The 13,217-nt window shown below is 46.8% G+C and carries 11 protein-coding genes; 10 read left to right on the top strand and 1 reads right to left on the bottom strand.

Features of this window, described 5'->3' with window-relative positions; translation table 11 throughout:
• Window positions 1-4 precede the first annotated feature (4 nt).
• The 3 genes from BMY63_RS05160 (at window position 5) to BMY63_RS05150 (ending at window position 2,526) form a co-directional block, all read left to right on the top strand.
• Entirely contained in the window at window positions 5-547 is a 543-nt protein-coding gene (locus tag BMY63_RS05160; RefSeq protein ID WP_091900316.1) for a porin family protein, read from the top strand.
• 151 nt (window positions 548-698) lie between these two features.
• Window positions 699-1,685, top strand: coding sequence for a S66 peptidase family protein (locus BMY63_RS05155; protein ID WP_091915172.1), 987 nt, complete (start codon window positions 699-701; stop codon window positions 1,683-1,685).
• 31 nt (window positions 1,686-1,716) lie between these two features.
• Window positions 1,717-2,526, top strand: a complete 810-nt coding sequence (locus BMY63_RS05150; protein WP_256218945.1) for a DNA alkylation repair protein — start codon at window positions 1,717-1,719, stop codon at window positions 2,524-2,526.
• Here BMY63_RS05150 and BMY63_RS05145 read toward each other — a convergent pair.
• Window positions 2,519-3,034 (bottom strand): DUF3237 domain-containing protein, encoded by a 516-nt coding sequence (locus BMY63_RS05145; protein ID WP_091915170.1) that lies wholly within the window; start codon window positions 3,032-3,034, stop codon window positions 2,519-2,521. The two genes, BMY63_RS05150 and BMY63_RS05145, sit on opposite strands and share 8 nt — an antisense overlap.
• 111 nt (window positions 3,035-3,145) lie before the next feature.
• On the opposite strand from BMY63_RS05145, the gene BMY63_RS05140 reads away from it, so the two are divergent.
• From BMY63_RS05140 to BMY63_RS05110, 7 genes are all read left to right on the top strand, one after another.
• Complete coding sequence (locus tag BMY63_RS05140) at window positions 3,146-3,712, top strand: outer membrane beta-barrel protein (protein ID WP_091900319.1); 567 nt, start codon at window positions 3,146-3,148, stop codon at window positions 3,710-3,712.
• A gap of 17 nt (window positions 3,713-3,729) precedes the next feature.
• Window positions 3,730-4,905 carry a THUMP-like domain-containing protein gene (locus BMY63_RS05135; protein ID WP_091900320.1) on the top strand — a complete coding sequence of 392 codons (1,176 nt, stop codon included), beginning with the start codon at window positions 3,730-3,732 and terminating at the stop codon, window positions 4,903-4,905.
• A gap of 212 nt (window positions 4,906-5,117) precedes the next feature.
• Complete coding sequence (locus BMY63_RS05130) at window positions 5,118-6,272, top strand: N-acetyltransferase (RefSeq protein ID WP_091900321.1); 1,155 nt, start codon at window positions 5,118-5,120, stop codon at window positions 6,270-6,272.
• On the top strand, window positions 6,269-8,221 hold the full coding sequence (locus BMY63_RS05125) for a DNA topoisomerase IV subunit B (RefSeq protein WP_091900322.1): 1,953 nt from the start codon (window positions 6,269-6,271) through the stop codon (window positions 8,219-8,221). The genes BMY63_RS05130 and BMY63_RS05125 overlap by 4 nt, the downstream gene beginning before the upstream one ends.
• Window positions 8,218-9,798, top strand: a complete 1,581-nt coding sequence (locus BMY63_RS05120; RefSeq protein WP_091900323.1) for a S41 family peptidase — start codon at window positions 8,218-8,220, stop codon at window positions 9,796-9,798. Before BMY63_RS05125 ends, BMY63_RS05120 begins: the two co-directional genes overlap by 4 nt.
• 13 nt (window positions 9,799-9,811) lie before the next feature.
• A complete protein-coding gene (locus BMY63_RS05115) occupies window positions 9,812-11,860 on the top strand; it encodes a beta-galactosidase (protein WP_091915168.1) in 2,049 nt (682 codons plus the stop codon).
• Between the two features lie 42 nt (window positions 11,861-11,902).
• On the top strand, window positions 11,903-13,192 hold the full coding sequence (locus tag BMY63_RS05110) for a sugar porter family MFS transporter (protein WP_091900325.1): 1,290 nt from the start codon (window positions 11,903-11,905) through the stop codon (window positions 13,190-13,192).
• The last annotated feature ends 25 nt before the right edge of the window (window positions 13,193-13,217 follow it).

Genomic DNA, 13,217 nt, shown 5'->3' with positions numbered 1-13,217 from the left:
AGAGATGAAAAAGTTATTTTTGTTAATGGCAACTGCTTTTGTTGCCATGAGTGTTAACGCACAGGTATATCTGGGTGGTAGTGTGAATATTACAGCTTGGAGCACTGGCGAGAATGCAGGTGACAGAAGTGAGACCGTATTCAAGCTCCTTCCTGAGATTGGCTATAACTTGAACGACAAGTGGGCTATTGGTACCGTTTTCGGGTACGAGAACAACAAATGGAGTGGCGTGGAAGGTTTGAGCGAAAGCGCATTCACTTTCAGTCCTTATGCACGTTACACTTTCCTGAAGACCGGTAAGGTAAACTTTTTCCTTGATGGTGGCGTTGGCTTCACGACAGCTTCTGATGCTGACTGGACAGAGGTGACCATTGGTGTTAAGCCCGGACTGGCCGTCAATCTAACTGACAAACTCAGTTTCGTGTCTCATCTGGGATTCTTTGGCTATGACAACTTTAATCCCGATGGTGACAAAAACAACATTACATCCTTTGGCCTCGACCTGAGCAGTACTAACCTGACCTTTGGATTGTTCTACAATTTCTAAGCACAATTTTCAGTATAACTATTATAAAGCCTGGGCTCTCATGCTCAGGCTTTTCTATTGGTGGAGGTCTTCGGTGTTTTTTCAAGGACCATCATATATTTGGGAGGTATGATGCGCTTTTTCTCGTGAAATTGTATTATCTTTGCAGCAGATGAGAAGAACCGTTATCGTTATCGTACTACTGTGCCTGACAGGAGTTGTGGTAGCTCAGCAGGGACAGGTGATGCCTCCATATCTGAAGGCGGGTGATACGATTGCTGTTGTCTCGCCCTCGAGCTCGCCCGACAGTGCGACGGTGGCAAGAGGGTGTGCGACACTACGGGGGTGGGGGTATGTGCCTGTGGTGGGACCGCATGCTCTCAAAAGCTATCACGGCTTTGCCGGAACGGCTGATGAACGGGCTGCCGACTTGTTGTGGGCGTTAGGAGATCCGTCTGTTCGTGCCGTAATGTGTTCTCGTGGTGGCGATGGTGCCGTGCAGGTTCTGAAACGCATTTCTCTGGAGGTGTTCGCCCAGCACCCCAAATGGTTGATTGGTTTTAGCGATGCAACGGCCTTGCATAGCGCAGTGGTGGCGGCAGGAGGGATGAGTATCCACGGTTCGATGTGCGATGGTATCTCCATGAGAGGTGAGCGCGACTCCGTGAACATCATCATGCGTCGTTTGCTTGAAGGAAGACTGCCTCGTTATGAGGTTCCTTCCCATCCGTACGATCAGCAGGGCGAGGCCAAGGGTATTCTGGTGGGAGGCAATCTCTCTGTGTTCTGTGGACTGGCTGGGTCTGACTATGATTTCCTGAATCGTGCCGATGAAGGACTAATCTTGTTCATGGAGGATACGCATGAGTCGATGACCAAGGTCGATCGCATGCTTCATCAGCTTGAGATACGGGGTGTCCTTTCCAAGTTAAAGGGGATTATCGTGGGGCATTTCTCTAAATATAAGTATCCGGAGAACGACTTTGCCGATATGTACGAGATGCTCCATGAGTATCTACAGCATTATGATATCCCCGTGTGTTACGATTTTCCTGTAGGACATCACAGTCAGCAGAACCTGCCGATGGTCGAAGGCTGTGTGGTGCATATGAGAGTGACGAGGGAGGGTACTCAGATTGAATTTACAAATACATTTTAGATTCAGGTATTTACTTGTAAGGAGAGAGGAAATGACGAAAGCGAAAGAGATAATCGAGTATATGGAGTCGCTGAAGAATGAGAAGCAACGAAAGATTCTGATGCGTTTCTTTAAGACGGGACCAGGAGAGTATGGCTTCAGTGATGAGTTCCTTGGATTGAAGGTTCCACAGACTCGTGAGGTGGTGAAAGCCGTAGGAAAAAATGTGGGAATGGCAGAAGTGCCGGAGTTGTTGATGTCGCCCTGGCATGAGGTAAGATTATGTGGTTTTCTGATTCTTGTCGGTCAGTTCGAGAAGCTATCGACGAAGCGTTTGGAACACAATGCTGAGGCCATCAGGAAACGCGATGAAATCGTTGAATTGTATCTGCGATATGCTGAGCGGGCAAACAACTGGGATCTGGTCGATCTGTCTGTACATAAGATTCTTGGGCACTGGCTGTTGCTGCCTACTGCTCTCGGAGGAGGTGAGGTGGGATTGCATACAGACTATAAACGTCAGTTGCTCGACGAGTTAGCCAAAAGCCCATGTCTATGGAAACAGCGTATGAGTATGGTCTGCTCATGGAAGACATCTCAGTTGGGTGATCCCTCATGGTGCCTTCGTTATGCGGAAATCCATCTGCACCACCCACATGACCTGATGCACAAAGCAGTGGGATGGATGCTTCGTGAGATGGGCAAGCGTGTCAGCATGGATCTGCTACGCGAATTCCTGCGTCAGCATGCTCATGAGATGGCGCGTACGACACTTCGCTATGCTATAGAGAAGATGTCGGACAAGGAGCGAAGCATGTGGATGCGGTCGTCGTTGTCAGAAGACGGGGTGTCAGTTATCTGACCATCCAGACATTCAGAACGATACCCTTGAATGACGAAGAGAAATCAGGCGAGCAGACATAGATGGCATGGTTCAACCATGCATAGTTGCTGTCGTAGGGCGCTTCAAACTTTGGGGCAGCCTTGAAATAGAAAGAGGGTTTCCCTTGTTCGTCTTTTCCTTGGTAGATGATACCTTTATTGCGCACATGAATATAAGTGCCGTCATCCGTCTTGATACTGTAGATGGCTTCTAGTTCCGTGTGGTTAGCTTTTGTATCGGCCATCTGGTAGTCTGCTCCGCCATTAAGGATGGTTCCTTTCAGCATCGGACCTTCAAATGTTCCACCTGTAATTGGGATGACAAGTCGTTTGCCGTGAGCCGTCTCTCCAACGGTGTAGGCTTCACCCAGAGTGACTTTCAATTGCATCACGAACTCCATCTTTGGTGTCTCGACTGGTGGATTGGTCTGTGCGCCGACAGGTAGTGCTATTATCGCAAGTACGACGGCAAAAAGAAATTTCTTCATAAGAGTAAAGGTTTGTTGATGGCGCAAAGTTAATCATTTTCCATCAGAAATGGTGCGATTCCCTGGTTTTTTTGTATTTTTGCAGCACGAATCAAAATGTGAATAGTTATCATGAGAAGAGTTCTCTTGACATGTCTGGCCCTATGGACTTTAGGACTCTGTGCCCAGACGCGTGTTCATCCCTATCTGTCGTTAGGAAGCAATACCGTTCTCCTACACGATAAGTTTGACGATTTGGATGCTGGTTCTGCATTTCGGGTAGGTGCAGGGTGTTATATCCCACTGTCTGACGAAGATTGTAACTTCTATATAGTACCAGAACTGTCGTATTCTTCTTTCCGATATGATAATCATGGTTGGGTTCCTCGTTCTCAAGCGTTTCGCTATGAACAGCTCCATCTGCCTGTGGTGGCCGACTATCGTCTGAACTTCTACAATTTGTTTGTCTTGGATCTGGGCGCAGGACCGTTTGTCAGCTACGGTCTTGGAGGTAGTGCCATTGGGACTGATGGATTTGGGCGGTGGAATGCGGGTCTTTCCTTTCGAACGAGCGTCCGACTCTTGATTTTCACAATTGGCCTTTCCTATGATCTGGGATTGATGGATATACAGTATCATGGTGATGGAACGAAAGAAACACTTTCCATGATTGGACTGAACTTTGGGTTGGGCTTTTAAAAGATATAAGCAGTCAGGTGAATCAAGCAACCATTGACTTTATTCGTCAGCATGCGAACGACAATGTGCGGCAACTGGCACTTCAGGGAGGTAGATATCCTGAGGTTGACTTGACGTACGCTCTTGAGCAGATTGCAGGCAGACAGAAGGCACGCGTAAAACTACCCTCATGGGCCGTGTTGGATGGTATCATTTATCCATCCCACCTATCGATGGAACAGTGCTCGAGTGAGGCGACGGCTCGATATAAAGCCAGTATTGCAGGGACAGGCGATCTGCTCGTAGACCTTACGGCCGGCTTTGGCGTCGATATGGCGTTTGTATCTCCCAACTTCAGACATGCTGTTTCTGTAGAGCAGAATGCCTCGTTATGTGCGATTTCATCGGAGAATTTCAGCCGATTGGGATTGAAGCATGTCAAGGTGATATGTGGTGACGGGGTCGACTATCTACATCAGATGAATCATGCCGATTTGTTGTTCATAGACCCGGCACGGCGCGATGAACATGGTGGACGGACCTATGGTATTGCCGACTGTTCTCCGAATGTGCTGGAGATTATCGATGAGATGATAGAAAAGGCCTCTCGGGTGATGATCAAACTCTCACCTATGCTCGACTGGCGGAAGGCGGTTGATGATATTGGAGACCATCAGGCTAATGTAAACGAGGTTCACATCGTGTCGGTCAACAACGAGTGTAAGGAACTGCTGTTGGTCGTTTCTAAAGAGGCGACGCCTGTGCATGTCTTTTGTGTGAACGATACAGATGTGTTCGACTTTGAGGCCGGCAACCATCTGGCGACAGAGTTTCTATCCGTAGAGCGGTCTCCACACTATCTATATGAACCCAATGCTTCCATCATGAAGGCCGGTGCTTTTGATCTCGTTGCCAACCGATTCGGGATAACCCAGGTCGGAAAGAACAGTCATCTGTTCGTATCTGATACGCCTCTGCAGTCTTTTCCTGGACGTAGTTTTGTTATTGACAATATCGCGTCGATGAACAAACGTGAGGTGAAAAAGGCTTTGAAAGATGTCTCTAGAGCAAACATCTCCGTGAGGAATTTCCCGATGTCCGTGGCTGAACTTAGACGTCGACTGAAACTAAAGGACGGTGGCGACGTGTATCTTTTTGCGACGACGGTAGAGAGACGTGGACATCAGTTGTTTGTTTGTCGGAAAACTGAATGATACCAGTTTCCTGTTCTTTTTTCCTGACTTTGGTTTCGCGGGACATGCCCCCACTTCAGAAAAGCGCAAATATATTTGGCTTTTCGTTCGGTTTTTCGTAACTTTGCGATAGAAATCGCAAAGTTACTCTTTCTCTGCATAAAAAAGAATGAATTCTTTTGTATTGCGCTCGATTTTTCGTAACTTTGGCGGCAATTTAAAAACTATACGTAATGTCATCTGTAGAAATTAGGAAAGTCACGGACAAGGAGGGACTTAAGACCTTCATAGAGTTTCATTATGATTTGTATCAGGGAGATCCGTATGACGCGCCCAATCTGTATAGCGATGAGCTCCATACATTGAGTAAGGACCAGAATGCTGCCTTTGAGTTTTGTGAGGCAGAGTATTTTTTGGCTTACAAAGAAGGGAAACTGGTGGGGCGTGTTGCTGCTATTATCAACCATAGAGCCAATAAAGGATGGCAAAGGAATTCTGTTCGTTTTGGGTGGATAGACTTCATTGACGACATGGAGGTGTCGAAGGCGTTGTTGGATGCTGTAGCCGACTGGGGACGCCAAAAGGGCATGACGGAAATCGTGGGTCCGTTGGGATTCACAGACATGGATCCGGAGGGCATGCTCATCGAAGGATTTGATCAGCTAGGAACAATGGCCACGATCTACAATTATCCATACTACCCGAAGCATATGGAGCAAATAGGTGGTTGGGAGAAAGATAACGACTATGTGGAGTATAAAATCTTTGTACCCAAGGAGGGAATGCCCGACAAGTTTAAAAGGGTGGCGGAGATGACGATGAAACGTTATAATCTGCATGTGGCCCATCTTAAGCGCAGTCAGGTGTTTGGTCCGGAACAGGTAGGACAGAAGGTTCTCGATGTGATCAACAAGACCTTCGGTCATCTGTATGGCTATTCGCAGATGACACAACGCCAGATTGATGAGTATGTGAAGATGTATTTCAAGGCTCTTGATATGAACCTATTGTGCGTGATAGAGGACTGGACTCTTTCTGACCACCCTATCGTAGGTGTGGGCGTTACAATCCCATCACTGTCGAAGGCTCTCCAGAAATGTCGTAAAGGACGTCTTTTCCCCTTCGGATGGTGGCATGTCATCCGGGCGTTGAAATTCCATAAAACAGACATTGTCGACCTGTTGTTGGTGGGTATCTTGCCTGAATACCGCGCAAAAGGCGCTAATGCCTTGTTGTTCTATCATCTGATACCCATCTATCAGAAGTATGGTTTCAAGTGGGGAGAATCGCATGTCGAGATGGAGACAAACAATCAGGTGCAGGGACAGTGGGCCTATCTAGAGCACGAGTTGCACAAACGTAGAAGATGCTATAAGAAAAGCTTATGATAGAAGAAGATAACATCATCGGACAGCAAAACGAGCAGGTGCAGTATGACGACGAGAACATTCGTCATCTGAGTGACATGGAGCATGTGCGTACCCGACCAGGTATGTATATTGGTCGTTTGGGTGACGGTTCGTTGCCGGAAGACGGTATCTATGTACTATTGAAAGAGGTCATCGATAACTCCATCGATGAGTTCAAGATGAAGTCAGGTGATCGGATCGAAGTTAATATCGACGAGAACCTCCGCGTCTCTGTACGTGACTATGGTCGTGGTATTCCTCAAGGAAAGATGATTGAGGCAGTGTCGGTTTTGAATACTGGTGGCAAATATGATTCCAAGGCTTTTAAGAAGTCTGTCGGATTGAACGGTGTCGGTGTGAAGGCCGTCAATGCCTTAAGCTCGCACTTTGAGGTACGTAGCTATCGCGGTGGAATGGTCCGTAAAACCACATTTGAACGGGGCGTGATGACGAGCGATATCACGGAGAAGTCACAAGACGAAAGTGGAACGTATATCTTCTTCGAACCCGACAACACCTTGTTTCTCAACTACTCCTTCCATGATGATATCGTGGAGAATATGCTCCGCAATTATACTTACCTGAATACGGGACTGACAATCATGTATAATGATAGGCGCATCCTTTCTCGTCGCGGACTGGAGGACCTGTTGAAAGATCGTATGACCAACGAACCTCTTTATCCTATCATCCACTTGCAGGCTGAGGACATCGAGGTCGCTTTTACACATTCAAATCAGTATGGTGAGGAATACTACTCCTTTGTGAACGGTCAGCATACCACACAGGGCGGAACTCATCAGAGTGCCTTTAAGGAGCATATCGCCCGTACTGTCAAGGAATTCTTCGGTAAGTACGAATATGGTGACATCCGTACGGGAATTGTCGCGGCGATTGCCATCAATGTGGAAGAGCCGATGTTTGAGAGTCAGACAAAGATTAAGTTGGGCTCTTTGACCATGGCTCCCAATGGTGTGAGCATCAATAAATACGTTGGTGACTTTATCAAACAGGAGGTTGATAACTACCTGCATATCCATACCGATGTGGCAGAGGTATTGGAGAACAAAATCAAAGAGAGCGAACGTGAGCGTAAGGCGATGGCCGGTATCACCAAACTGGCACGTGAACGTAGTAAGAAGGCGAATCTTCATAACCGGAAGCTTCGTGACTGTCGTATTCACTTCAGTGACGTGAAGAACGATAGGAAGGAAGAAAGTTGTATATTTATCACCGAGGGCGATTCTGCCAGTGGAAGTATAACGAAGAGCCGCGACGTGAACACGCAGGCTGTCTTTTCTCTTCGTGGCAAGCCGTTGAACTCATTCGGTCTTACAAAGAAGGTCGTGTATGAGAACGAGGAGTTTAATCTGTTACAGGCAGCCCTTGATATTGAGGATGGTCTTGACACGCTCCGCTATAACAAGGTGATTGTGGCCACCGATGCAGATGTCGACGGCATGCATATCCGTCTGCTCATTATTACATTCTTTCTTCAGTTCTTCCCCGAGCTGATTAAGAAGGGACATGTCTATGTGTTGCAGACACCGCTTTTCCGAGTACGTAATCGTCGTACGAAGATTAAAAGCAAGAAGGTCATTGCTGATGCTGATGCAAAGGCGGACAAGAAAAGCGATTTTATAACACGTTATTGTTATAGTGAAGAAGAACGTCTTGCTGCCATTACTGAACTGGGACCAGATCCAGAGATAACCCGTTTCAAAGGACTTGGTGAAATATCACCCGACGAGTTTGCTGCTTTTATCGGTCCGGATATCCGTCTGGAGCAGGTGACGCTTCACAAAACTGATCAGGTGCAGAAACTATTGGAATATTACATGGGAAAGAACACCATGGAGCGACAAAACTTTATTATTGATAATCTGGTGGTTGAGGAAGACCGCCCTGAAGAAGATATTTACGAATGAATAAACGATACAGTCTCCCTGTCCTAGCGCTTTTGTTGTGTGTTCAGAGCCTCTACGCCCAGTTCCGCATCAATAATAGTGAGGGCTCACCTTTGCGTAAGTTGCAGTTAGCAGAGTTGGCCATCGACAACCTCTATGTAGATAGTGTTGATGAGAAGAAACTGGTAGAGGATGCTATTCGTGGTATGCTTGATAAGTTAGATCCTCATTCTAGCTATCTCACTCCCAAGGAGGTGAAGGCTCTTAACGAGCCACTCAATGGAAGTTTTGAGGGAATTGGCGTGCAGTTCAATATGATAGAGGACACGCTATTGGTTATCCAACCAGTTATTAATGGTCCTTCTGAGAAGGTAGGAATCATCGCTGGTGACCGTATTGTCTCTGTGAATGATACTTCCATCGCAGGTGTGAAGATGTCGAAAGAAGAGATTATGAGACGCCTTCGCGGTCCGAAAGGAACGAAAGTTAATCTTGGTGTCGTACGCCAGGGGATCAGCGACCGTCTGACATTTACTGTCGTTCGTGCGAAGATCCCGGTGAAATCAATCGATGCCACCTATATGATACGTCCAGGTATTGGTTATATCCGAATCAGTGGTTTTGGTGCTACGACGTACGAAGAGTTCCTTGAGAGCATGAGGAGTTTACGTAAACAGGGGATGCGCCATCTGCTGCTTGACCTTCAAGAGAATGGCGGCGGCTACTTGAAAGCGGCTGTTGACATCGCTAATGAGTTCCTGACAAAAGGCGACTTGATCGTTTATACGGAGGGAAGAAAAGTTCCACGTATGGATTATACTGCTGACGGAGAAGGATCTTTCCAACAGGGGAAGATCGTGGTTCTTGTCGATGGTTATACGGCCTCGGCTGCAGAGATTGTTACAGGAGCTATTCAGGATCAGGATCGTGGAACGGTTGTTGGTCGTCGTACTTTCGGAAAGGGTCTTGTACAACGTCCAGTCGACTTGCCCGACGGGTCGATGATACGTCTGACGATAGCACATTATTATACGCCGTCTGGTCGTTGTATTCAGAAACCATATACCAAAGGCGGTGCCAAGGACTATGCAATGGACATGTTGAACCGTCTGAAGAGTGGGGAACTGACGAATGCTGATAGTGTTCATTTCTCTGACTCCTTAAAATACGAGACACTCCGTCAGCATCGCACGGTCTATGGCGGTGGCGGTATTATGCCCGATGAGTTCGTTCCGCTTGACACTACAATATATACCCGATTCCATCGTGAATTGGCTGCAAAGAGTATAATTATCCAACAGAATCTCCGCTATGTCGATAGCCATCGTAAGGAACTGAAAGAAAAGTGGACCTCGTTTGCAGATTTTAAACAGAACTATGAGGTGCCTCAGAGTCTGGTTGATGCTATTATTATTGAGGGTGAAAAGCAGGGCATTAAACCACGGGATGAGGAAGAGAGAAATAAGACGATTCCTTATCTTCAGGTACAACTGAAGGCGCTTATTGCCCGTGATTTGTGGGATATGAGCGAGTATTTCTCCGTGTTCAACGAGAATAGTGAGATGGTCAAGAAGGCACTGGAGATTGTACAGAGATAATGTAATACAGGATATGAAGATCATGATATTGTCGGTTTTCCTTACGGGTCTGATGACTTGTCTAAGTGCCCGTGCGCAGAATCCGTCTGTGGAATGGGATCGACATAGTCTGATCATTGATGGACAGCGGGTCTGTCCTGTGATGGGTGAGATTCATTACTCTCGCATTCCTGTCAACGAGTGGACTGACGAGATACGGAAAATGAAGGATGGTGGTGTGACAATCATCGCCACGTATGTGTTCTGGAACCATGTGGAAGAGCAGGAGGGAGTATTCAGATGGGACGGTCAACGTCATCTACGCCATTTCATCGAGATATGCAAAGAACAGCAGATGCCTGTTGTGCTTCGTCTTGGCCCCTTCTGTCATGGTGAGGCACGGAATGGTGGCATTCCCGATTGGATCTTCTTGAAAGGTTGTAAGACACGTGATGACAATCCTATGTTCCTCGGTTTTGTGGAACGTTTGTATCGTCAGATCTTCACACAGGTGCAGGGGCTACAGTGGAAAGACGGCGGTCCGGTGATAGCAGCACAATTCGACAATGAATACCGAGGACGTGGTGAATATTTGATGGCCTTGAAGAGAATCGCCCTTTCCATAGGCTTTGATCTGCCGTTTTATACGCGTACGGGGTGGCCCGAACTGGCTACGCCTGTGCCGTTTGGCGAGATGCTTCCTCTTTATGGCGATTATGCTGACGGTTTCTGGGAGCGTAGTCTAGAAGAAACGGCTGGTAACTATTACAAGGCTTTTAACTTTAGAAATCCCTCCAACTCCCTCGAAGGGGGAGAGAATATGGGGGCTATGGATGCCTCATTATCACAGCACTCCGTTAGGCATTCTTCTCCTTTAATGAGGTCGGGAGGGGGATATCCTTACTTCACTTGTGAATTAGGAGGCGGCATGATGACGGCTTATCATAGACGACCATATCTTTATCCAGAAGATGCCTATTCGATGGCTGTCGTAAAGTTAGGTAGCGGGTCAAACTTGTTGGGTTATTATATGTATCATGGTGGAACTAATCCCGATGGACAGACATGCCTGAACGAGACACAGCGCACCATTGCGACGAATTATAACGACCTGCCAGTGAAGACATACGACTTTCAGGCTCCGCTTAATGAGTTTGGACAGAAAAATCCACACTACTATATGTTGCGCAAGCTTCATCTGTTTATGCAGAATTGGGGAAATGTTCTGGCACCGATGGGGGCAAGTTTCCCTTGTGCGCAGGATATCACTAAAGGTGATGATTCTTTCCTTCGTTGGGCATATCGTTCGAAAGACGGTAAGGGATTTATCTTTATCAATAACTATGAGCGACTGCAACAACTTTCGGCAAAGCGCAACGTGCAATTGACCGTCTGTGGTGTGGAACTGCCGAAGATGGATGTACCTGCAGGTACGATATGTATCCTGCCTGTAAATATCGACGGTATCCGTTATGCCACGGCGCAATTGGTAGCCAAGCGGGAAGGGAAGATTTATATGGAGCAGATTGACGGAATCCCAACCACTATCGCCGTTGGAGATAAGGTGCTAAGAAACCTAAAGGCAAAGGGGATTGACGTTCCGGTCTATAAGAATATCTATCTGCTGACATCTCGACAGGCTGAAAGACTATTCCTTGTAGAGAAAGATCATCAAGACGTAGACGATCAAACTCCTATTGTTAATAAGATGAGAGAGGCCAGTGTATGGCGTACGATCACCAAAGGTGTGAACAAAGTCGCGGAAGAACCCTCAGACGAGGATTTCGAGCAGGCGGCTGTTTATATCATCGATTTGCCGGAACAAGAGCGAGCCGAACTGTTACTGAATATTGACTATCGTGGGGATGTGGCTCGTCTCTATGCCGATGGGAAACTGATAGACGATAATTTTTATCATGGTCGACCTTTTCAATATGCACTCTGGCGATTGCCAAATGGATGCCGGCGGTTGGAACTCCGTATTCTTCCCTTACAAAAGGATATGCCGATCTACTTCCCTCGTGAGGCAGACCTCACACCAGGAGAACAGGTCTATCAAGTGACAATAACCAGTCGGGAGTGATGACTAACAAAGAAAATAGATCAACCAATAACTAATAGAAATATGAATAGTCTCAGCAAAGGATACCTTTTCTTTATTTGTGCCGTATCGGCCATGGGTGGGTTGCTCTTTGGGTACGACTGGGTTGTGATTGGTGGCGCCAAACCGTTCTACGAGATATTTTTTTGCATCACCGACTCCCCACTACTTCAAGGTGTGGCTATGACGACAGCCTTGATAGGTTGTCTAGTGGGAGCGATGGTGGCAGGTTCGGCAGCCGACAGGTATGGTCGTAAACCATTATTGACAACATCGGCAATACTGTTCACTGTATCGGCAATTGCCACAGGACTGTTTGACAATTTTACCTTATTTAATATAGCCCGTTTCATTGGAGGTGTGGGCATCGGTGTGGCCTCAGCGTTGGCTCCGATGTATATCGCAGAGGTGAGTCCTGCGGGAATCCGTGGACGTATGGTTAGCCTCAATCAAATGACTATAGTGCTTGGCATCCTTTTGGCTCAGGTCGTCAATATGCTTTTGGCCCGTGATACAACTATTGCTGTTAATCAATCATGGAATACGGAGTGGGGATGGCGGTGGATGTTCTGGGCCGAGACGCTGCCAGCCGCATTGTTCCTTGTGATGAGTTTCTTTATTCCAGAGAGCCCGGTGTTCCTGAGTATGAAGCAAAAAACAATCTCTACAGGGAAGGAAGCAGACCTCAGGGAACTTCTGCAGGCAAAATATGGAAAGGTACTATTGTTAGGCTTGGTAATAGCTGTATTCCAACAGTGGTGTGGCACAAATGTCATTTTCAACTATGCTCAGGAGATTTTTGTGGGTGCAGGTTTCGATGTAGATGACATGTTTATCAATATCGTAATAACAGGTATTGCCAACGTGCTTTTTACGTTTGTCGCTCTATATACTATTGAGAAATGGGGACGCAGGACATTGATCCTGATAGGTGCAGGTGGCTTAGGACTTATCTATCTAACGCTAGGCACTTGTTATTTCATGGGAATGAAAGGCATGTTGATGGTGATGCTAGTAGTAGCCGCGATTTCTGTCTATGCGATGACGTTGGGTCCAGTCACTTGGACGCTCTTGGCTGAGATATTTCCTCATCGTGTGAGAGGTATTGCGATGGCAACATGTACATTTGCCCTCTGGGTGGGTTGCTGTACGCTGACATTCTCGTTCCCCTCTATGAATGCGGTCTTGGGAAGTTGTGGCACGTTCTGGATCTATGGTGGTATCTGTATTTGTGCCTTTGTGTTTTTATGGAACCGTTGTCCGGAGACAAAAGGAAAGAGTCTTGAAGCGTTAGAAAAGGAGTTAATTAAATAAAAATGTTTCAATAGTTAATAACCAA

The organism is Prevotella aff. ruminicola Tc2-24 (assembly GCF_900110895.1).
Lineage (GTDB): Bacteria > Bacteroidota > Bacteroidia > Bacteroidales > Bacteroidaceae > Prevotella.
This window is presented reverse-complemented; position numbering and strand designations above follow the sequence as displayed.

What these genes read in the sequence shown, in the direction of transcription:
- BMY63_RS05150 (WP_256218945.1), top strand. Translation starts at nt 1,717, where the DNA reads ATGACGAAAGCGAAAGAGATAATCGAGTATATGGAGTCGCTGAAGAAT.
- BMY63_RS05110 (WP_091900325.1), top strand. Translation starts at nt 11,903, where the DNA reads ATGAATAGTCTCAGCAAAGGATACCTTTTCTTTATTTGTGCCGTATCG.
- BMY63_RS05140 (WP_091900319.1), top strand. Translation starts at nt 3,146, where the DNA reads ATGAGAAGAGTTCTCTTGACATGTCTGGCCCTATGGACTTTAGGACTC.
- BMY63_RS05120 (WP_091900323.1), top strand. Translation starts at nt 8,218, where the DNA reads ATGAATAAACGATACAGTCTCCCTGTCCTAGCGCTTTTGTTGTGTGTT.
- BMY63_RS05130 (WP_091900321.1), top strand. Translation starts at nt 5,118, where the DNA reads ATGTCATCTGTAGAAATTAGGAAAGTCACGGACAAGGAGGGACTTAAG.
- BMY63_RS05160 (WP_091900316.1), top strand. Translation starts at nt 5, where the DNA reads ATGAAAAAGTTATTTTTGTTAATGGCAACTGCTTTTGTTGCCATGAGT.
- BMY63_RS05115 (WP_091915168.1), top strand. Translation starts at nt 9,812, where the DNA reads ATGAAGATCATGATATTGTCGGTTTTCCTTACGGGTCTGATGACTTGT.
- BMY63_RS05155 (WP_091915172.1), top strand. Translation starts at nt 699, where the DNA reads ATGAGAAGAACCGTTATCGTTATCGTACTACTGTGCCTGACAGGAGTT.
- BMY63_RS05145 (WP_091915170.1), bottom strand. Translation starts at nt 3,034, where the DNA reads ATGAAGAAATTTCTTTTTGCCGTCGTACTTGCGATAATAGCACTACCT.
- BMY63_RS05125 (WP_091900322.1), top strand. Translation starts at nt 6,269, where the DNA reads ATGATAGAAGAAGATAACATCATCGGACAGCAAAACGAGCAGGTGCAG.